The sequence below is a fragment of the Mesorhizobium sp. B2-4-19 genome (genome assembly GCF_006441315.1).
Taxonomy (GTDB): Bacteria; Pseudomonadota; Alphaproteobacteria; order Rhizobiales; family Rhizobiaceae; genus Mesorhizobium.
This window is the reverse complement of the sequence record NZ_VFUV01000003.1, coordinates 264,674-286,249: the sequence shown is the minus strand read 5'-3', so window position 1 is coordinate 286,249 and position 21,576 is coordinate 264,674. Positions and strand designations below refer to the sequence as shown.

Here is a 21,576-nt window from a genome sequence, read left to right as displayed (position 1 = left end):
AGAATTTCGAGCGGCCCTTGAACGTTGCGACCAGGAGGCTTTGCCGGTGCAATTTCGAGACTTTCCAGCTGGAAGCTGTGGAGACGCCTCACTGCTCCTAGGAACTTTCTTGAACGAACGTGGCGCCGGCAATTTTTCCTATGTCTGCGGCATGAGAGGCGACGGACCGGACCGCATCTCCCATGCGTGGATCGAAGGCGAAGGCGTTATAGCAGACATCACGGCGGACCAATTTCCAGAGATCGATTGTCCAGTAATCGTAGCCACGCAGTCCAGTTGGCATGACACTTTTGAGCGCGAAACGGCTCATGACGCAGATTTTCGTATCTTCAAGGACGCAGCTTCCGCTGTTCTGGCTGGTGCTTACGCAGCGATATTAAAAGCCCTTTGAATCAACTTTTAGATTGATGAGCGAGATGATCGACACCGACTGGGTCACCCTTTCGACTGCTGGATCAGCCCGTACAGATTCGTGCAACGCGCGCCGGAACGGCAATAGGCGAACACCGGACCTTCCAATTCGTCCAGCGCCTCGGCCTGGTCCTCGACATTCTCTGCGGTGATCTGGCCGCTGATCACCGGGATGTAGCGGAAAGCGAGACCGGCGGCTTCGACCGCCGATCCGATGCTTTTGGCCGAAGGCTGGCCGGGCTGCTCGTCATCCGGCCGGTTGCAGATGACGCTCTTGAAACCGGCTTCCTTGATGGCAGCGACATCTTCGGGCTGGATCTGGCCAGAGACCGAATAGTCGTCGCTGATTTCACGGTATTCCATCGCAGCATCCTCGCAATCTGATTTGCGGGGAGTCTTGCCACTCCCCGACGTAGCCGGCAATCCGCCAGCGGAAATCGTTCTGCAGAGATAGACGTTTCCGGCGAGGATTCCAACTCAAGCCGCCCAGTCTGGGAACGGATCGGGCAGACCGCGCCACAGGTCGGGCCGGAAGTCCTCGGCCGAAAAAGGCGGAGACCGGCTTTGCCTTTCCGAGAGCGGCGCTCCTCAGCTGCCGAGGATGGCACCTTTGATCTGACGGATGTTGTTGTGCATCATGTCGATATAGGTCGAACCCCGGCCATCGGGCCGTGACAGCGCATCCGAATAGAGCGTGCCGCCCACCTTGATGCCGGTTTCGCTGGCGATCTGTTCGATCAGGCGCGGGTTGGTGATGTTTTCGACGAAGATCGCCGCCGCCTTGTGCTGCTTGACCTGCTCGACCAGCTTGGCGACATCGGCGGCCGACGGTTCGGAATCGGTCGAAATGCCTTGCGGGGCGAGGAAGGTCAGGCCGTATTCGTGTTCGAAGTAGCCGAAGGCATCATGCGAGGTGATGACGACGCGCTTGGCCTCCGGGATCGGCTGGATCGCCGCCTTTACTTCGTCTTCCAGCGCGTCGAGCTTCTTGGTGTAGGCGGCGGCATTGGACTGGTAGCTGACGCAGCCCTCGCTGTCGGCCGCGCAGAAAGCCTCGGCGATGTTCTTCACATAGATCTTGGCATTAGCGATCGACTGGAAGGCATGCGGGTCGGTCACCGTCTTGCCGCCGCCGGTGCCGGCGCCCTCGGCCGCATCGGCGTCGGCGAATTCGGGCTTGAAGTCGATCGGCGTCACGCCCTTGGTCAAGGTGACGATCGAGGCCTTGGTGGCGCTGGCATCGACCAGCCGCTGCAGAAAGCCTTCGAAATGCAGGCCGTTGACCAGAACGATATCGGCCTTGGCCATGGCGACCGCGTCGGCCGGGCTCGGCTCATAGACATGGGCGTCGCCATCCGTCCCGACGATGGTGGTGATGTCGACACGATCGCCGCCGACATTTCTGGCAAAATCGGCAATGACGGTGAAGCTGGCGACCACTTTCAGCGGCGCCGCGAAAGCCGACGATGCGCCAAGGGTGGTTAATGTTATAACGCTCATCGCCAGGACGGCACGGATGGATCTCAGCATAGGCGGGGTCTCCTTTCGAGGGGCGGGGGATCAGGCCGTTCTGTGACGGTGATGGATGATGCGGGCGCGCAGAATGCCGCGCGTGCCGAACAGGATCGAGGCGAAGTAGACGACGCCGGCCGACAGGATAATGGCCGGGCCGGACGGCAGCGAGGCGTGATAGGACAGAAGCAGTCCGGCGACGCAGGAGGCAAAGCCGATCAGCACGGCCAGTACGCACATCGGCTCGACGCGCACGGTCCAGAAGCGGGCTGCTGCTGCCGGCAGCATCATCAGTCCGACCGACAGAAGCGTGCCGAGCGCCTGAAAGCCGCCAACGAGGTTGAGCACGACGAGACCAAGGAAGATGAAGTGCACCGGGCTGCCCATCCGGCTGACCGACCGCAGGAACAGCGGATCGAGGCATTCAGCGACCAGCGCCCGCCAGAAGATGGCGAGGCTGACCAGCGTCACCGTGACGATGCCGCCGATCAGCGTCAGCGCCTCATTGTTGAGCGCCAGCACCGTGCCGAACAGCACATGCATGAGATCGACGCTGGAGCCGCGGATCGACACCATCAGCACGCCGATGGCCAGAGAAATCAGGTAGAAGGCCGCCATCGAGGCGTCCTCGCGCTGGATGGTGAAGCGCGAGACGGCACCGGCGCCGAGCGCGACGATGATGCCGGCGATCAGGCCGCCAATGGTCATCGGCAGGATTTCCAGCCCGTAGAGCAGGAAGCCGGCGGCCGCACCCGGCAGGATGGCGTGCGCCATGGCGTCGCCCGACAGGCTCATGCGCCGCAGCATCAGGAAGACGCCGATCGGGCAGGCGCCGAGCGACAGCATCAGCGAGCCGAACAGCGCCCGCTGCATGAAACCGAAATCGGCGAACGGTGCGATGAACAGACCGTAGAGCGCGTCCATCAGGCAGCCCTCGGCCCGGCGCCATGGTGATGGTCGTGATCGTTGCCATGATGATCGTGGCCATGGGCATGGTCATGACCGTGCTCGTCGGGTTCGCACCAGGGCGCGTTCTCCTCCCAGGCTTCATGGAAGCGACGGGCGCGCAGCAGGTTTTCCGACTTCAGCGTCTCGCGCGTTTCGCCCCAGGCGATCGGCTGGCGGGCAAGCAGCAAGGTCTCGGGAAAATTCTGCCGCACCAGATCGAGATCATGGACGACGACCATGATGGTGCGTTCCTCGCCATGCCAGCGCTTGATCAGGGCGATCAAGTCGCCGACCGTCTTGGCATCGACGGCATTGAACGGTTCGTCGAGCAGGATCAGGTCGGCATCCTGCAACAGCACGCGGGCAAACAGCGTGCGCTGCAGCTGGCCGCCCGACAGCGTGTCGATCGGCCGCTTCTCGAAGCCGCCAAGGCCGACCGCCATCAGCGCCTGGCTGACCGCCGCGCGATCCTCTGATGTGTAGCGGCCGAGCATGCCGCGCTTTGGCCAGAGACCGAGCGACACCAGGTCGACGACGCGCGCCGGGAACGAACGGTCCAGTTCCGATTGCTGCGGCAGGTAGGCGGCGCGCACGCCTGGCGCGCGAACAACCTCGCCGGCCATCGGCTTCAGCACGCCGACAATGCCCTTCATCAGCGTCGACTTGCCGGAGCCGTTGGCGCCGACAACGGCGGTCAGCGAACCCTTGCGGATCGTGCCCTCGAGATGGTGGATCGCCGGGTGGCTGTTATAGCCCAGCGTCAGGTCACGGAATGTCAGGCAGGTCTGGGTCATGTCGTTCCGTGGAGCAGCGAAATCCGGCCGCGGGCAAGCGCCGATTGGATATGTGATGTTATTACATTAGTCAACAAGCCAATCGGGCGGAATTGCGACCGGCGGCTCAATTTGCCGAGTCCTTTGCGTACTGGTCCAAGGGGATTTGGCGCCGGCGGCCTTGCCCCAAGCGAACCGCAACTCTAAACAGTCGCAACCCATAACAGGAAGGAACCTCCCATGAGCATTCGTCGCATCGATGTTGGCCCGCGCATGAGCCAGATTGTCATCCACGGCAACACCGTCTATCTGGCCGGCCAGGTCGGCGAGCCCGGAGGCAACGTCGCCTCGCAGACCCGCGACATCCTGACGACCATCGACGACTTGCTGGCCAAGGCCGGAACCGACAAGACCAAGATCGTTCAGGCGATCATCTGGCTGGCCGACATGGGTACCTTCGCCGAGATGAATTCTGAATGGGACAAGTGGGTGCCGCAGGGCCACACCCCCGCCCGCGCCACCGGCGAAGCCAAGCTTGCCGGCCCGGAATATCTGGTCGAGATTATTGTCACGGCGGCGATTTAAGGCACGGCCGGCCTTCTAACTCCCCCTTGTGCGGAGGTCGGACCGCAGGTCCGGGTGGGGGCTGGCGCCGCCCCACCCCTTTGCTTCGCAGCGACCCTCCCCACAAGGGGGAGGGTAAGCGGCACTCACCCCTGCGATGGCGTGAATCTTGCCACCAGCGTGTGGCTTTCCGCCGGATAGATAAAACGCACATGCGTAACCGGGCGTTCAGCGCTCCAGGTACGGCGCTCGACCACCAGGCAAGGCGCGCCCGGATCGATGTCGAGCGCGTCGGAGATAGCCTCATTGGCGGCCATGGCACGGATGCGGTGCTCGGCCTCGCTCCATGGTACGCGGCCGATCAGCCAGGGGCCGGCGGCGATTTCCAGAAACTCTTCGTCGCCGGCTTCCGGAACCGCGGAAAGATTGATCAGCCGCTGCTCGAGCGCGAATGGCCGTTCGCCGGCAAAATGCAGGCCTTCGACCCATAGCACCGACCCTGCGGCGGACAGCCCGAGCAGCGCTCTGTCCTCCGCGTTGCTGCGGCGCTTCAGCTGTTCCAGCCGCTCGTAGCGGTAGGGCAGGCCAAGCGCCTCGACCTCGATCCTGATGTCGTGAAGTTCCAGCACCGCTGCCTGCGACTGCGGCCGGCGGACGAAGCTGCCCGAGCGGCGGCGGCGTTCGATCAGCCCGGCCTTGGCCAGCTGCGACAGCGCCTTGTTCACGGTCATGCGCGAGCAATTGTATTCGGTCGTCAGTTCGTGCTCGAACGGAATGCGATGTCCGGGCGCCCAGGCGCCCGACAGGATCTTTTCCCTGATGTCGGACAGGATGCGCTGATGCAGCGAGATGCTCTCTGCGCCGTCAACATCATCTGCTTCGATCAAGCTCATCAAACGTCCTGCTTCAATTCTGCGACAGGTCGGTCATGACTTTGCGGAATCGCTCGGCGATTGCCGCGCGCTTGGCATGCCTGCCGCCGCTGACCTGCTTTTTGCCGTGCACCCATACGCAATCGATGGTGCTGCCATTGGCGAATATCCAGGCATCGAGGATGGCGTCGCCCGTCTTGCCCGCCAGCGAAGGATGGCCGGCGTCGAGCGAGACGAAATCAGCCGGACCACCGGCGGCGATCTGCGAGGCGCCGGCGCCGAGCGCTTGGCTGCCGCCATCGAGCGCGGCATCGAACAGCGCTCGCCCGGTCGAGCCACCGGCCACGGCCAGCACATTGCGGGCGCGGTGGGCGAGACGCTGCGAATATTCGAGCTGCCTCAACTCATCCGGCAGGCCTATCAGCACGTTGGAATCGGAGCCGATACCGAAGCGGCCGCCATGCTCCCTGAAAAGCGGCGCGGCAAACGTGCCGTCGCCGAGATTGGCCTCGGTGATCGGGCAAAGCCCGGCGATGGCCCCGCTCCTGGCCATGGCGATCGTCTCCGCATCGGTCATATGGGTGGCGTGGATCAGGCACCAGCGCTGGTCGACCTCGGCTTTGGCCAGCAGGAATTCGACCGGGCGCGCGCCGGACCAGGCGAGACAGTCCTCAACCTCCTTCACCTGTTCGGCGACGTGGATGTGGATCGGCCCATCCGGCGCCAAAGCAGCAACTTGGGTCAAGTCCTCCGGTGTGGCGGCGCGCAGACTGTGCGGGGCGACGCCGACGACAGCCTGATTCAACGCGCGAACCGATTCGCTGGACTTCTCAACAAGACGGGAGAAACGATTCACATCGTTGATGAATCGCCTTTGGCCTTCGTTCGGAGCCGCTCCGCCGAAAGAGGAGTGCGCGTAAAACACCGGCAGCAGCGTCAGGCCGATGCCCGTTTCGGCGGCGGCGGCGGCGATGCGCTCTGCCATCTCGGCAAGATTGGCGTAAGGGTTTCCGTCGCGGTCGTGGTGCAGATAGTGAAATTCGCCGACGCGGGAAAAACCGGCCTCCAGCATCTCGACATAGAGCTGCGCGGCGACCGCCTCGACCTGATCGGGCGTCATCGATAGCGCGAAGCGGTACATAACCTCGCGCCAGCTCCAGAAACTGTCGGCGGAGGGGCCGCGAAGCTCAGCCAGGCCGGCCATGCCGCGCTGGAAGGCGTGGCTGTGCAGATTGGGCATGCCGGGCACGAGAATGGCGCAGCGCTCGTCGCCGGCCTGCGGAACTGCGTCTGCTTGGACTGTGGCGATGCGGCCGCCATCGAGCGCGATCCTGACATTGCCTTGCCAGCCCTCGGGCAGCAGCGCCTGTTCCGCAAAGATCGCCGTCACGTCCGTCTCCAAATCTGCATGCCTGGGCGACGAGACCACTTGCGTCGCGTTTCAATATGTATATACATAATTGCCATCCTTTCAAATGGAAAAGATGATGGGTGGAGCAAACGGGAAGAGCGGCCATCGTGTCTGGCGCAATGCGCGCCTGGCGACCATGGCCGACGGTGTGGCTGGTCTCGGCATTGTCGAGAAAGGCGCGATCGCCGCGCGCGATGGTCTCATTGTTTATGCGGGCGCCGAAGCGGACATGCCGGCTTCGGCGGGGCAGGGCGCCGAGACCGTCGATTGCGAGGGCCGCTGGATCACGCCGGGCCTGATCGATTGCCACACGCATCTTGTCTATGCCGGCAACCGCGCCAACGAATTCGAGATGCGGTTGGCAGGTGCCACCTATGAGGAAGTCGCCCGCGCCGGCGGCGGCATTGTGTCTTCGGTCAAGTCGCTGCGCGCGGCAAGCGAGGATGAGCTCGTTGCCCAGACGCTGCCGCGCCTCGATGCGCTGATGGCCGAAGGCGTCACGACGGTCGAGGTCAAATCGGGCTACGGCCTCGATCTCGATAGTGAGAAGAAGTCATTGCGTGCCGCCCGCCGGCTGGCCAATGAGCGCCCCGTCACTGTCCGCACAACGTGCCTTGCCGCGCACGCGCTGCCGCCCGAAGCCCAGGGTGACAAGGACGCCTTCATCGATCTCGTCGCCGGCACGATCCTGCCGGACGTCGCCGCTGAGAAACTTGCCGATGCCGTCGATGGTTTTTGCGAGGGCATCGCCTTTTCGCCGGAGCAGATGGCGCGCGTCTTCGACAAGGCGAAAGCGCTTGGGCTGCCGGTGAAACTCCATGCCGACCAGCTTTCGAATCTGCACGGCGCCGCGCTTGCCGCCAGCTATGGTGCGTTGTCGGCGGATCATCTCGAATACACCGATGAGGCAGGCGCTGCCGCGATGGCGAAGGCCGGCACGGTGGCGACGATCCTGCCCGGCGCCTATTACTTCATCCGCGAGACCAAGAAGCCGCCTGTCGAGCTGTTCCGCCGCCATGGCGTGAAGATGGCGGTGGCGACCGACAGCAATCCCGGTACTTCGCCGCTCACCTCGCTGTTGCTCACCATGAATATGGCAGCGACGCTCTTTGGCTTGACCGTCGATGAATGCCTTGCCGGCGTCACCCGCGAGGCCGCGCGGGCGCTTGGCCTTCTCGACAAGGCCGGCACGCTGGAATCCGGCAAATCCGCCGACCTGGCGATCTGGAGAATCGAGCGCCCCGCCGAACTCGTTTACCGCATGGGCTTCAACCCGTTGCATGCCCGCATCTGGAGAGGACAATGACCGAACTGACCCTGAAACCCGGCAATGCGACGCTGGCCGACTGGCGCGCCATCTACCGTGGCGCAGTGCCGAAGCTGGACGAGGCCTGCCGTCCAAAAATCAAGGCAAGCGCCGAGGCTGTCGCCAGGATCGTCGCCAAGGGTGAGCCGGTCTATGGCATCAACACCGGCTTCGGCAAACTGGCCAGCGTGCGCATCCCAGCCGGCGATCTCGAGACTCTGCAGCGCAACATCGTGCTGTCGCACGCCGCCGGCGTCGGCGAGGCGATGCCGGTTGCAATTGCCCGGCTGATGATGGCGCTGAAACTTGCCAGCCTGGCGCAGGGCGCCTCCGGCGTGCGCCCCGAAACCATCAATTTGCTGGAAGCGATGCTCGCCAACGACGTCATCCCGGTGGTGCCGGCGCAAGGCTCCGTCGGCGCGTCCGGCGATCTTGCGCCGCTGTCGCACATGACGGCGGTGATGATCGGCGTCGGCGAATGCTTTACCCCGCATGGCCGTTTCCCGGCCAAGGTCGCCTTCGTCTCGCACGGCCTCGAGCCGGTGACCCTTGGCGCCAAGGAAGGCCTGGCGCTGCTCAACGGCACGCAGTTTTCGACCGCCTACGCGCTCGCCGCTTTGTTCGAGGCCGAAGTGCTCTACCAGTCGGCGCTGGTCGCCGGCGCGCTGTCGACCGATGCCGCCAAGGGTTCCGATGCGCCTTTCGACCCGCGCATTCATCTACTGCGCAAGCATCGAGGTCAGATCGAGACAGCGGAGGCGCTGCGCAACCTGATGGCCGGCAGCGCCATCCGCGAATCCCACCGTGTCGGCGATGAGCGCGTGCAGGATCCGTACTGCCTGCGCTGCCAGCCGCAGGTCATGGGCGCCGCGCTCGACGTGTTGCGCAAGGCTGCCGATACGCTCGGCACCGAAGCCAATGGCGTCACCGACAATCCGCTGATCTTCGCCGAGGATGACACGGCGCTCTCCGGCGGCAATTTCCACGCTGAGCCGGTGGCTTTCGCCGCTGACATGATCGCGTTGGCCGTCTGCGAGATCGGCTCGCTGTCGGAACGCCGCATCGCCATGCTGGTCGATCCGGCGCTGTCCGGCATGCCGGCCTTCCTGACGCCGAAGCCCGGCCTTAACTCCGGCTTCATGATCCCGCAGGTCACGGCGGCCGCACTCGTTTCGGAAAACAAGCAGAAGGCCTATCCGGCCAGCGTCGATTCGATCCCGACCTCGGCCAACCAGGAAGACCACGTCTCGATGGCCGCGCACGGCGCGCGCCGGCTGATCGGCATGGTCGAGAACGCCACGGCGGTGATCGGCATCGAATTGCTGGCCGCCGCGCAAGGCTGCGATTTCCACCAGCCGCTGGCGTCGAGCGCTGCGCTGGAAGCGGTGCGCAAGCTGGTCCGGGCCGAAGTGCCGCATCTCGACAATGACCGCCACTTCCACCCCGACATGGAAAAGGCGATCGCCATGGTGCGCAGCGGCGCGACCGTCAGGGCTGCCGGCGCGGTGGCGCTGCCGTCGATTGCGGAAGCGGCGTGATGACCGCCACACCCTGGCTCACCGTCAGTCGAGGCACAGCACCGCTGCTGGTGTCGATCCCGCACACCGGCATCGACCTCGCTGGCCTCGAGCCCCGGCTGATGTCGCCCTGGCTCGGCCGCCGCGATTGCGATTGGTGGATCGACAAGCTCTATGACTTCGCCAACGACCTCGGCGCAACCGTCGTGCACACCGCCATTTCGCGCACCGTGATCGACGTCAATCGCGATCCGTCCGGCGTTTCGCTTTATCCCGGACAGACCACGACCACACTTTGTCCGACCGACACATTTGACGGCGATCCGCTTTATCGCATGGGCGAGGAACCGACCCCATCCGAGATTGATCAGCGTCGCGAGACCTATTTCAAGCCCTATCATGCCGCCTTGCAGGCCGAGATCGAACGCCTGCGCGGCATGCATGAAAAGATCGTGCTCTACGACTGCCATTCGATCCGTTCGGTGCTGCCGCGCCTGTTCGAAGGCACGCTGCCGGTCTTCAATCTCGGCACCAATGATGGCAAGAGCACCGATCCCGTTCTTCAGGACAAGGTCGCCGCCATCCTCGCCGCGACCGGCGAGACCTGGGTGGTCAACGGCCGCTTCAAGGGCGGCTCGATCACCCGCGGCTTCGGCCAGCCGCAGACCGGTGTTCATGCGCTGCAGATGGAGCTCTCCAACCGTGGCTATATGCGCGAGCCGTCGCAGAAGGGGTCGCCGGAGAACTGGCCGGTCCCTTATGACCCCACCTATGCAGCGCCGATCCGCGCGACGCTGAAGACAATCCTCGAAACCGCGATCGACTGGGCAAGGCGCTGACGCGTCGCCCGTCTTGCTGAAAGGGACAATGATGAACAACCCTCGCCACAACATCCGCGAAGTCCGTGCGCCGCGCGGCGACAAGCTCAACGCCCGCTATTGGACGACCGAAGCGCCGCTGCGCATGCTGATGAACAATCTCGACCCCGATGTCGCCGAAAACCCCAACGAACTGGTCGTCTATGGCGGCATCGGCCGGGCGGCGCGCACCTGGAACGATTTCGACCGCATCGTCGCTTCGCTGAAGACGCTTGGCGAGGACGAGACGCTGCTGGTGCAGTCGGGCAAGCCGGTCGGCGTGTTCCGCACCCACGTAGATGCGCCGCGCGTGCTAATCGCCAACTCCAATCTGGTGCCGCACTGGGCGACCTGGGATAAATTCAACGACCTCGATAAAAAGGGCCTGATGATGTACGGCCAGATGACGGCCGGCTCGTGGATCTACATCGGAACGCAAGGCATCGTGCAGGGCACCTACGAGACCTTCGTCGAGGCCGGCCGTCAGCACTATGGCGGCAATCTCAAGGGCAGATGGATCCTGACCGGCGGCCTCGGCGGCATGGGCGGCGCCCAACCGCTGGCCGCTGTCATGGCCGGCGCCTGCTGCCTGGCCATCGAATGCAACCCGGACTCCATCGATTTCCGCCTGCGCACCCGCTATGTCGACGAGAGGGCCGAGACGCTCGACGAGGCGATGGAGATGATCGAGCGCTGGACCAAGGCCGGCGAGGCGAAGTCCGTCGGCCTGCTCGGCAATGCGGCAGAGATCGTGCCGGAAATGTTCAGGCGCGGCATCCGCCCCGATATGGTCACCGACCAGACCTCGGCCCACGACCCCATCAACGGCTATCTGCCGAAGGGCTGGACCATGGCCGAGTGGCGCGAGAAGCGCGTCAGCGATCCGAAGGCGGTCGAGAAGGCTGCCCGCGCTTCGATGCGCGAGCATGTCGAGGCGATGGTGGCGTTCTGGAACGCCGGCGTGCCGACGCTGGATTACGGCAACAACATCCGCCAGGTCGCAAAGGACGAAGGGTTTGAGAACGCCTTCGCCTTCCCCGGCTTCGTGCCGGCCTATATCCGCCCGCTGTTCTGCCGCGGCATCGGTCCGTTCCGCTGGGCCGCGCTCTCCGGCGATCCCGAGGATATTTACAAGACCGACGCCAAGGTACGCGAACTGACGCCTGGCAACACCCATCTGCATAATTGGCTGGACATGGCGCGCCAACGCATTTCCTTCCAGGGCCTGCCGGCGCGCATCTGCTGGGTCGGTCTCGGCGATCGCCATCGGCTGGGCCTCGCCTTCAATGAGATGGTGGCCAAGGGCGAACTCAAGGCGCCGGTCGTCATCGGCCGCGATCATCTCGATTCCGGCTCGGTCGCCTCGCCGAACCGCGAGACGGAAGCGATGAAGGACGGCTCGGACGCCGTGTCCGACTGGCCGCTGCTCAATGCGCTGCTCAACACCGCGTCGGGCGCCACCTGGGTGTCGCTGCATCATGGCGGCGGCGTCGGCATGGGTTTTTCCCAGCATGCCGGCATGGTCATCGTCGCCGACGGTACCCAGGACGCCGCCAGGCGCCTGGAGCGCGTGCTGTGGAACGATCCGGCCACCGGCGTCATGCGGCACGCCGATGCCGGCTACGACATCGCCATCGAGTGCGCCAAGGAGCACCAGCTCAATTTGCCCGGCATTCTCGGCTGATAGGCTGAAATCATGCGCATTCTTCGTGCTGCCGACTACCGCGTCATGCCGTGGAAGAACGGCGGCGGCACGACGACCGAAATCGCCGTCTCGCCCGACGGCGCCGGCCTTGACGGGTTCGACTGGCGCGTGTCGATGGCCCGCGTCGAGGGCAGCGGGCCGTTCTCCAGCTTTGCCGGCATCGACCGTACCCTGTCGGTACTGGAAGGCGATGGCGTCGTGCTCGATGTCGCCGGCCGGCCCGCGGTGCGGCTGACACCGGCTTCCGGGCCTTTTGCCTTTCCAGCAGACCTGCCGACCAGTGCCGCGCTGATCGCCGGCCCGATCACCGACCTCAACGTCATGACGCGCCGCGGCCGCACGCTGCATTCGGTCGAGCGCATGGCGATTTCGCAGCCTGTGGACATCGCGACCCGGGCCGGTTCGACCTTCATCCTTTGCCACAAGGGCGAAGCTGTTTTCCTCGAGGCTGGGTCAATTCGCCTCGGGCCGCTCGACACGCTGCTGATCGGGCCGGAGACTCCCATCCTGAAGGTTGAGCCGGCGCGGGATACGACGCTGTTCGTGGTCCGGATAACCACCGCCGCCTGACGCTTTCGCGCCAACGGTTACCGCCTGTTTCCAAACATGATCGCAATGCCGGCGAAATATAGCGTAAGCTCCTGCCGGGATCACGAAAAAGCCCGAATCCTCTCCGTCGATCTGTCCTGACGAGAGCGAGGGGCGCTCGTCTTTGAGTTTGGTCGAAAGATGACGCTCTGTCGTGGTGCGGAAACAAACTTTCGGCATAGGGGTTGATGCAACCAATTGCATTTGAACCGGTTTTAGGGCCATTGCCGTGGCGGTAACGCCGCTGAGTGTCCGTTTACGGAATTTTCAATGAATATTCAGACGAATCCTGCCCAGATCGAGAAGACAAGCGCGAGCTTCCCGGTCATCACGGAAGAGCCGATAAGGTCGACATTCCTGCCGGAGGAGCGCCTGAGGCTGCTCGGCGAAAGCCTGGCAAAGGGCGATCTCGCCGACCTGTTCGGCCTGATCCCCTTCGATTTCCAAGCCCGCATCCGCGACAGCGCCAAGAAGATCCTCGAAGTCTACCGTTCGACCAATGCCGCGCAGGCCAAGGGCGAAACGATCACCCCCGCCGCGCAATGGCTGCTCGATAACAATTATCTGGTCGAGGAGACCATTTTCCAGGTCAAGCGCGACCTGCCGCGCCGCTTCTATCGTCAGCTGCCGACGCTGAAACTGCCTGACGGCGGCACCGTGCCGCGCGCCCTGGCGCTGGCCTGGACCTATGTGGCGCATTCGGACAGTTCCGTCTCGGCGACCATGTTCAAGTCCATCGTCCAGGGTTTTCAGTCGGTCGAGCCTCTGAAGATCGGTGAACTCTGGGCGCTGCCGTCGCTTTTGCGCTTCGTGCTGATCGAAAATCTCCGCCGGCTGGCTGTCAGGGTCAATCGCACCCGCCAGATGCGCCAGATCGCCAACGATGTGGCCGACAAGGTGCTGGCGACCGACGAGAGTGCCGACCGCCAGGCGATCCTGGCCAATTTCAGCGCTCACGCGCAGGACACCACCTTTGCCACGCAGCTTCTCTATCGCTTGCGCGATGGCTCGCAGAATGCCGGCAAGGCCCTGGAATGGCTGGAAGGCGAGCTCGAAAAGACTGGTTCCGATGCCGAGGAGATCATCATCTCCGAGCATCACACGCTGTCCAGCGGCAATGTGACGACCGGCAACATTATCCGCGGCCTGCGCCTCATCAACGACGTCGACTGGACGGTGTGGTTCGAAGGCGTCAGCCGCATCGATACCGTGCTGCGCGAGCGCACCGATTTTGCCGCGCTCGACTTCTTCTCGCGCGACCAATACCGCACCGCGATCGAGGAACTGGCCCGCCGCTCGAACCTGTCGGAATACCGCGTCGCCGAAAAGGCGATCGAACTGGCCGGCCAGGCCGCTAGCGAACACGCCGCCAGCGAACACGTATCGGCCGGCGATGGCGACGATTCCGCCCCGGCTCCGTCCGCGCATACCGATGTCGGCTTCTTCCTCGTCGGTCCGCGCCGTCTGGAGTTGGAAAAAGCGATCGGCTATCGGCCCACCATCAGCCAAACGGTCAAGCGGACCTTCGCCAAGACCGGATGGTTGGGCATCGTCCTGCCTGTTTTCGCGCTGACGGCCCTGCTTCTTGTCCTCACCGGCAACGCGTTGGCCAATCTCGGCCTTTCGGTGACCTCGATCGTCCTGATGCTGGCGCTGTTTGCCGTGCCGGCGAGCGAGGGCGCGCTGGCCTTCTTCAACACGGTTGTCTCGCTCTTCCTCAAGCCGACACGCCTGATCGGCTACGACTACAGGCACGGTGTGCCGCCCGAGGCGCGCACGCTGGTGGTTGTGCCATCGCTCATCGGCTCGCGCGACGATGTCGAGGAAAACATCCGCAACCTCGAAGTCCATTACCTTGCCAATTTGGTGGACGAGATCCATTTCGCGCTGCTGTCGGACTGGCCCGACAGCAAGATCGAGATCGATGCGGCCGACACCGAGATCCTCGAATATGCCCGCGCCGAGATCGCCCGTCTCAACGCTCGCTATCCTACGGAAGGCGCGCCGCGCTTCTACATCCTGCATCGCCGCCGCCTCTTCAACGCGGCGCAAGGGGCCTGGATGGGCTGGGAGCGCAAGCGTGGCAAGCTGCATGAGCTTGACCTTTTGCTGCGTGGCGACAGCGACACGACTTTCCTGCCGCTCGACGTGCCGCTGCCGGAAAAAGTCGTCCATGTGATGACGCTCGACGCCGACACGCGCACCACGCGCGATGCGGTGGCGAGCCTCGTCGGCAAGCTCTGCCATCCGCTCAACCGCCCGCATTTCGACGCCGCCAGGCGCGTCGTCACCGCCGGCTACACGATCCTGCAGCCGCGCATCACCGCTTCGCTGACATCAGGCGACGAGGCCTCGTTCTTCCAGCGTGTGTTCTCGGCCAATCGCGGCCTGGACCCCTATGTCTTCGCCGTCTCCGACCTTTATCAGGATGTCTTTAGCGACGGGTCCTTCACCGGCAAGGGCCTCTATCATGTCGATGCCTTCGAAGCCGCCTTGCAAGGCCGCATCGAGGAAAACACCGTCCTCAGCCACGATCTGCTCGAAGGCGCGCTGGCGCGGGCGGCACTGGTCACCGACGTCGAACTGGTCGAGGACTATCCGACGCGCTACTCGGTGGACGCCTCGCGCCACCATCGCTGGGCACGCGGCGACTGGCAGCTTCTGGGCTTCATCCTCGATCCGCGTTCCGGCGTTCCGGCCCTGTCGCGCTGGAAGATGGTCGACAATCTGCGCCGCTCGCTGACGCCGATCTTCTGGGTGATGGCGGCGATCGCCGGCTGGACCCTGCTGCCCTTCACGCAGGCCGCGCAATGGCAGGCCTTGCTGATCCTCAGCCTGTTCATGGCGCCGACCTTTGATGTCGTCAACGCCATCCTGCCCAAGAGCGGCGACCAGACGCCGCGCGGCCATTTCTCGGCGCTGGCGCGCGACGTCGCCTTCGGCACCGCCATGGTGGCCCTGAAGATCGTGCTGATGGCGCACAACGCCTGGATGATGGGCGACGCCATCGTGCGCACGCTCTACCGGCTGTTCGTCAGTCGCCAGAATCTCCTGGAATGGCGCACCGCTTCCCAGGCGCACAAGGCCGGCGACAACGATGTCGGCTCCTATTACGGCATGATGTACGGCGCGGTGATCATCGGCTTCGTCGGCCTGGCCATTCCGGTGCTGGCCGATTCCACCGGCGCCTTCGTCGCGTTCTTCTTCGCCCTGTTCTGGATCGGTTCACCGGCGATCGCCAGTTGGATCAGCCGCTCGGCCGAAACCGAGGACCGGCTGCGCATATCGCAGGCCGATATCCACACGCTGCGCACCATTGCGCGGCGCACCTGGCACTATTTCGAAAGCTTCGTCACGGCGGAGCATCACAATCTGCCGCCGGACAATTTCCAGGAAAGCCCGGCACCGGTCGTGGCGCCGCGCACATCGCCGACCAATGTCGGCGTCTATCTCCTGTCGGTGGTCTCGGCGCGCGATTTCGGCTGGATCAGCCTGTCGGATGCCATCACCCGCATCGACGCCACCATGACGACCATAGAGAGCATGCCGCGCCACCGCGGCCATCTCTTCAACTGGTACGACACCACGACGCTGAAGCCGCTCTACCCGCTTTACATTTCGGCTGTCGACAGCGGCAATCTCGCCGGCCATCTGGTGGCCGTGGCGGCTGCCTGTGCCGAATGGGCGGAAGCGCCTTCCGTTCACCTCCAGGGCGATTTCGAAGGCATTCTCGACACGGTCACCATCCTGAGCGAAAGCCTCGATGAGTTGCCCGACGACCGCCGTCAGCTCAGGCCTCTGCGCCAGCGTCTCGTCGATCGCCTGGACGGCATGCGGCGCGCCGTCGAGACGATCAAGGCGCAGCCGGAAATGGCCTCGATCCGCACCATCAACCTCGCCGTGCTGGCGGGCGAGATCCGCAAGCTGGCCACCGCCATCCACACCGAGGCGGCCTCGGCCCAGAGCGACGTCATCGTCGACTGGGCGGCGAGGCTGGAAGCCACCTGCGAGGCACATGTCCATGATGCCCACAGCGACGACAACGCCGTCGAAGCGCTGCGCGCCAAACTCCTGACCTTGCGCGAGCGCACCCGTCGTTTCGCCTTCGAGATGGAATTCGCCTTCCTGATGCGGCCGGAACGCAAGTTGCTGTCGATCGGCTACCGGGTCGAGGAACACCAGCTCGACGAAAGCTGCTACGACCTTCTCGCCTCCGAGGCGCGGTTGACCAGCCTGTTCGCCATCGCCAAGGGCGACCTGCCGACCGAACATTGGTTCCGGCTCGGCCGTCCGATCGTCGAGATCGGCTTCCAGGGCGCGCTGATGTCCTGGTCGGGTTCGATGTTCGAATATCTGATGCCGCCGCTGGTGATGAAGGAGGCGCAGGGCTCGATCCTCAACCAGACCAGCAAGCTGATCATCAAGCGCCAGATCCAGTACGGTCGCCAGAAAAACGTGCCCTGGGGCATCTCGGAAGCGGCCTACAACGCCCGCGACCGCGAACTGACCTACCAGTACACCAATTTCGGCGTGCCCGGGCTTGGGCTGAAGCGCGGTCTTGGCCAGAACACGGTGATCGCGCCCTACGCCACCATATTGGCGGCGCAGTTCAACCCGCGCGAAGCCGTGCAAAATCTCGCGCGTCTGCGCGGCATCGGTGCGCTTGGCCCGCATGGCTTTTACGATGCGGTCGACTTCACGCCGCAGCGCGTGCCTGAAGGTACCAACCACGCGGTCGTGCTGAATTACTATGCGCACCATTCGGGCATGTCGATCGCGGCGGTCGCCGACGCCATCTTCGAGGGTCGTCTGCGCGACCGTTTCCACAGCGATCCGGTCATCGAATCGGCTGAACTCCTGCTGCAGGAAAGGGCGCCGCGCGACATCCCGACCGCCACCGTCAGGACCGAAGCGGACGAGCGCGCCAAGGACGAGACCGAAACCGAGAGCCCCGACACGCGCATCGTGCTCGATCCTCTGCGGGCGCTGCGTTCGACCAATGTGATGTCGAACGGCCGTTATTCGGTGATGGTGACGGCAACCGGCTCCGGCTACAGCCGCTGGGGCGATCTTTCCGTTACGCGCTGGCAGCCGGACCCGGTCGAGGATCGTCTGGGTTCCTATATCTTCCTGCGTGACGTCAGCACTGGAGACTGGTGGTCGGCAACGGCAGAGCCAAAGCGCGCGACCGAGGAGAAGGCGCAGACCCTGTTCTCCGACGACAAGGCGAGTTTCGTCAAATTGGTCGGCACGTTGCGCTCCGAGGTCGAATGCATCGTCGTTTCCGAAGGCAATGGCGAGGGCCGTCGCATCACGCTCTATAATGAAAGCACGTCCGATCGTTTCATCGAGGTGACGTCCTTTGCCGAACTGGTGCTGGGTTTGGAGGCCTCCGATAACGCGCATCCGGCCTTCTCCAAGATGTTCGTGGAGACTGAAATCGCCGCTAACAACGGCGCGATCTTCGCCACGCGCCGCAAGCGCGAAACCAGCGAGCCCGATATCACCCTGGCGCATTTCGTCACCGATCCGTCAGGTCCGGCGCGCGATGCCGAGGCCGAGACCGACAGGCGCGCCTTTGTCGGCCGTGGCCGCTCGATCGTCGATGCTGCCGCTTTCGATCCGGGCGCCAGGCTTGGCGGTCATTCCGGCTTTACGCTCGATCCCATCGCCTCGCTGCGCCGCCAGGTGCGCGTGCCCGCAAACAAGAAGATATCGCTGACCTTCTGGACCGTGGTCGGGGCCAATCGCACCGAACTGGAAGAAGCGATAAACCGCCTCGACCATCAGGAGAGCTTTGCCCGTCAGGCCATGCTTGCCTGGACGCGCAGCCAGGTGCAGACCCGCCATATGGGCCTCAGCCTGACCGATGCCGCCAATGTGCAGAAACTGGCGCGCTACCTGATCTACCCCGATGCGTTCCTGCGCTTGCCGGCCGAATCCATCGCTTCGGGCCTCGGCAAGCAGTCGAGCCTGTGGCCGACCAGCATTTCGGGCGATTTTCCGATCTTCCTGGTCAGGATCGGCGACGTCGCCGATCTGGAAATCGTCGCCCAGGCGCTGCGCTTCCAGGAATATATGCGCACCCGCGGCATGATGATCGACTTCGTCGTCGTCAACGAGCAGGCCTCGTCCTATGTCCAGGACCTGCAGCGCGCCGTCGAGACGCTGTGCGAAAACAGCCGTCTGCGCGGCAAGGAACTCGGTCCCCGCCAGCACATCTTCGCGGTACGCCGCGACCTGATGGAAGAGACCACCTACAAGACGCTGCTCGCCGTCGCCCGGGTGGTGCTGCATACGCGCAACGGCACCATCTTCGATCAGATCGAACGGGCCGAGGCGGCCGCCTTGCAGGCGCGCGACGGCCTGCCGTCCATCGGATTGCCGGCTCAGCGCGAAATCCCGGCGGCGCATGCCCTTGCCTCGCAGTCCGTGGCGGATGTCAGTGCCGATGGCTCTGGCCTCAACCAATGGAACGGCTTTGGCGGTTTCAACGGCGACGGACGGCACTATGTGGTGCGTCTGGCCGGGCGACGCACCACGCCGCAGCCCTGGATCAATGTCGTCTCCAACGCCTCGTTCGGCTTCCACACCTCCGCCGAGGGGGCAGCCTTCACCTGGAGCCGCAACAGCCGCGACTACCAGTTGACGCCGTGGTCCAACGATCCGGTCTCGAACCGGCCGGGCGAGGGCATCTATTTCTACGATCAGACCAGCGGCAGGGCGTTCTCGCCGATCGCCGCGGTGGTGCGCGATCCCTCGATGACCTACGAGGCCTGGCATGGCCAGGGCTTCTCCACCTTCCGCTCGAAGCGCGGGCCGCTGTCGATGGACCTGACCCATGTGGTCGACCCCGTCGATCCAGTGAAGATCACGCGGCTGCGCATCCAGAATTCTGGCTCGGTGCCGGCGCGGCTGCGCGTCTATGCCTATGCCGAATGGGTGCTTGGCGGACACCGGTCGCGGACGGCCGCCACCATCGTCCCGTCCCGCGACGGCGCGACCGGCGCATTGCTGGCGCAAAACCCCTATGGGCTCGATTTCAGCGAGCGCGTAGCCTTCCTGGCCGCCGACGCCGCTGTCCATTCGGTGACATCGGATCGTTCGGAGTTCCTCGGCCGGCACGGATCCAGCGAACTGCCGCTGGCGGTGCTGACCGGCGCGGCCCTGTCGGGCCGTGTCGAAGCCGGCGACGATCCCTGCGCGGCGATCGCCCGCGACGTCGAGATCCCGGCCGGCGGCGACGTCACGCTGCTCTGGCTGCTCGGCGATGCCGACACCTCGGCGCAGGCAAGCGCGCTGGTGAAGACGCATCGGGGCAAGGATTTCGACCAGCGCCTGGCCGACAATGAGCGCGAGTGGCGCGGTTTCCTCGACACCATTCAGGTCGAGACGCCGGACAAGGCGCTCGATGCCATGGTCAATCACTGGCTGCCCTATCAGAGCCTTGCTTGCCGCATCCGCGCCCGCTCGGCTTTCTACCAGGCAAGCGGCGCCTTCGGCTTCCGCGATCAGCTGCAGGACACGCTGGCGCTGCTGGCGCATGATCCGACACTGGCGCGCGATCAGATCCTCAACGCGGCGCGCCGGCAGTTCCCGGAGGGCGACGTGCAGCATTGGTGGCTGCCGCGCACCGGGGCCGGCGTGCGCACCTTGATTTCCGACGACGTGGTCTGGCTGGCCCACGCCACGGCGCGCTATCTCAGCGTGACCGGCGACGCCGCCATACTCAAGGAGCAACTGCCCTTCATCGATGGGCAGGCGCTGGGCGAGGGCGAGCATGACGCCTTCTTCACTCCCGAAATCTCGAAGAAGACGGTGTCGCTTTACGACCATTGCGCGCGCGCGCTCGACCTGGCCATCAAGCGCAGCAGTCCTGCCGGCCTGCCGCTGATCCTTGGCGGCGACTGGAACGACGGCATGAACCGTGTCGGCGAACACGGCAAGGGCGAGAGCGTGTGGCTGGGCTGGTTCCTGCTGAAGACGCTGGGTGACTTCGCCGCCGTAGCCAAGGGCGAGGGCGACAACAAGCGCGCCCAGGCCTGGGCAAAGCATGCCGAGGCGCTGAAGCGGGCGCTCGAGAGCACGGCATGGGACGGCGAGTGGTACCGGCGCGGCAGTTTTGACGACGGCACGCCCTTGGGGTCGCGCACCTCCGAAGAGTGCAGGATCGATTCCATCGCCCAGTCCTGGAGCGTGCTTTCAGGCGAAGGCGACCCGGCGCGGTCGACGACGGCGATGCAGCAGGCGACCAGCCTGCTCGTCGACGACAAGCTCAAGATCGTCAAACTGTTCACGCCACCCTTCTCGAAGACGCAGAAGGACCCAGGCTACATCAAGAGCTATCCGCCCGGCGTGCGCGAGAATGGCGGCCAGTACACGCATGCGGCGACGTGGTTCGTCATCGCGCTGGCCGAGATGGGGCAGACCGACGAAGCCTATCGCTGCTTCTCCATGCTGAACCCGGTCAACCACGCATCCGACGAGGCCTCGGCCGAGCAATACCGCGTCGAACCCTATGTGGTGGCCGCCGATATCTATGCCGGAGACGACAAGGGCGGGCGCGGCGGCTGGACCTGGTACACCGGCTCGGCGGGCTGGCTCTACCGGGCGGCGGTCGAAGGCATCCTCGGCATCGAGCGGCGCGGCAAGCAGATCACGTTCCGGCCGAAACTGCCCAGCCATTGGGATGGCTACCAGGCTTCCCTCAAGATGCTGGGCGCCGAGATCAAGGTTCATGTCGTTCGCGACAAAAAGACCAAGACGATCTCGCTTGAAGTCGACGGCTCGAAAACAAAGTCCGCCTCCTTCGAACCCAAAGCTGGTACCAAGACCGAGGTCGTGGTCAAGATACCGGCGTAAAATCAAGATTTTAGGTCAATGGATCGCGCGTCCTTCGGGGCGCGCGACGCCGCGAATATTTACTTGCGCGCGATTGGTGACGGCATCCGCCAGGCGTTGCCTGACACGTCATGCAAGCCTGCCGTGATTAAAAATGTGGCAGCTCTCGGCCACTGCCATGATTTTGCCGCAAGGCTGGCATTTCACCTTTTATCTCAAACCGTTAGGTGATCACGTCAGATTTCGCATCGTCGTCATCTTTTGTTCGCTA

General features: G+C 64.2%; 15 protein-coding genes. 9 read left to right on the top strand and 6 right to left on the bottom strand.

Translation table 11 applies throughout. From position 1 onward, the window contains the following. The first annotated feature begins 109 nt into the window (after window positions 1–109). Window positions 110–391, top strand: a complete 282-nt coding sequence (locus tag FJ546_RS07465; protein WP_140888738.1) for a hypothetical protein — start codon at window positions 110–112, stop codon at window positions 389–391. A gap of 44 nt (window positions 392–435) precedes the next feature. On the opposite strand, the gene FJ546_RS07460 is transcribed toward FJ546_RS07465, so the two are convergent. From FJ546_RS07460 to aztA, 4 genes are all read right to left on the bottom strand, one after another. Next, window positions 436–774: a TIGR01244 family sulfur transferase gene (locus tag FJ546_RS07460; RefSeq protein WP_140888737.1), complete on the bottom strand. Its 339-nt coding sequence runs from the start codon at window positions 772–774 to the stop codon at window positions 436–438. 225 nt (window positions 775–999) lie between these two features. Continuing rightward, entirely contained in the window at window positions 1,000–1,941 is a 942-nt protein-coding gene (gene aztC / locus FJ546_RS07455; protein WP_140888736.1) for a zinc ABC transporter substrate-binding protein AztC, read from the bottom strand. Between the two features lie 30 nt (window positions 1,942–1,971). Further along, the gene (aztB, locus tag FJ546_RS07450) at window positions 1,972–2,847 is read right to left on the bottom strand and encodes a zinc ABC transporter permease AztB (RefSeq protein WP_140888735.1); all 876 of its coding nucleotides are present in this window, start codon (window positions 2,845–2,847) and stop codon (window positions 1,972–1,974) included. Then, window positions 2,847–3,665: a zinc ABC transporter ATP-binding protein AztA gene (aztA, locus tag FJ546_RS07445; protein ID WP_140888734.1), complete on the bottom strand. Its 819-nt coding sequence runs from the start codon at window positions 3,663–3,665 to the stop codon at window positions 2,847–2,849. The genes aztB and aztA overlap by 1 nt, the downstream gene beginning before the upstream one ends. 219 nt (window positions 3,666–3,884) lie before the next feature. Between aztA and FJ546_RS07440 the strand changes: the two genes are divergently transcribed. Beyond that, window positions 3,885–4,229 carry a RidA family protein gene (locus FJ546_RS07440; protein ID WP_140888733.1) on the top strand — a complete coding sequence of 115 codons (345 nt, stop codon included), beginning with the start codon at window positions 3,885–3,887 and terminating at the stop codon, window positions 4,227–4,229. Window positions 4,230–4,354: 125 nt separating this feature from the next. Here FJ546_RS07440 and hutC read toward each other — a convergent pair whose 3' ends face one another. Both hutC and FJ546_RS07430 read right to left on the bottom strand, forming a co-directional pair. Further along, window positions 4,355–5,101, bottom strand: a complete 747-nt coding sequence (gene hutC, locus FJ546_RS07435; RefSeq protein WP_140888732.1) for a histidine utilization repressor — start codon at window positions 5,099–5,101, stop codon at window positions 4,355–4,357. Between the two features lie 13 nt (window positions 5,102–5,114). Further along, window positions 5,115–6,470 (bottom strand): formimidoylglutamate deiminase, encoded by a 1,356-nt coding sequence (locus FJ546_RS07430; protein WP_140888731.1) that lies wholly within the window; start codon window positions 6,468–6,470, stop codon window positions 5,115–5,117. A gap of 97 nt (window positions 6,471–6,567) precedes the next feature. On the opposite strand from FJ546_RS07430, the gene hutI reads away from it, so the two are divergent. From hutI to FJ546_RS07395, 7 genes are all read left to right on the top strand, one after another. Beyond that, window positions 6,568–7,797 carry an imidazolonepropionase gene (hutI, locus tag FJ546_RS07425; protein WP_181167844.1) on the top strand — a complete coding sequence of 410 codons (1,230 nt, stop codon included), beginning with the start codon at window positions 6,568–6,570 and terminating at the stop codon, window positions 7,795–7,797. After that, on the top strand, window positions 7,794–9,335 hold the full coding sequence (gene hutH / locus FJ546_RS07420; RefSeq protein ID WP_140888729.1) for a histidine ammonia-lyase: 1,542 nt from the start codon (window positions 7,794–7,796) through the stop codon (window positions 9,333–9,335). The genes hutI and hutH overlap by 4 nt, the downstream gene beginning before the upstream one ends. Further along, window positions 9,335–10,153: an N-formylglutamate deformylase gene (hutG, locus tag FJ546_RS07415; RefSeq protein WP_140888728.1), complete on the top strand. Its 819-nt coding sequence runs from the start codon at window positions 9,335–9,337 to the stop codon at window positions 10,151–10,153. Before hutH ends, hutG begins: the two co-directional genes overlap by 1 nt. Before the next feature lie 31 nt (window positions 10,154–10,184). Further along, the gene (gene hutU, locus FJ546_RS07410) at window positions 10,185–11,855 is read left to right on the top strand and encodes a urocanate hydratase (protein WP_140888914.1); all 1,671 of its coding nucleotides are present in this window, start codon (window positions 10,185–10,187) and stop codon (window positions 11,853–11,855) included. A gap of 12 nt (window positions 11,856–11,867) precedes the next feature. After that, the gene (locus FJ546_RS07405) at window positions 11,868–12,446 is read left to right on the top strand and encodes a HutD family protein (protein ID WP_140888727.1); all 579 of its coding nucleotides are present in this window, start codon (window positions 11,868–11,870) and stop codon (window positions 12,444–12,446) included. Between the two features lie 288 nt (window positions 12,447–12,734). After that, window positions 12,735–21,326 (top strand): glucoamylase family protein, encoded by an 8,592-nt coding sequence (locus tag FJ546_RS07400; RefSeq protein ID WP_140888726.1) that lies wholly within the window; start codon window positions 12,735–12,737, stop codon window positions 21,324–21,326. An 18-nt stretch (window positions 21,327–21,344) separates the two neighbouring features. Beyond that, window positions 21,345–21,536: a hypothetical protein gene (locus tag FJ546_RS07395; protein WP_140888725.1), complete on the top strand. Its 192-nt coding sequence runs from the start codon at window positions 21,345–21,347 to the stop codon at window positions 21,534–21,536. Window positions 21,537–21,576 lie beyond the last annotated feature (40 nt).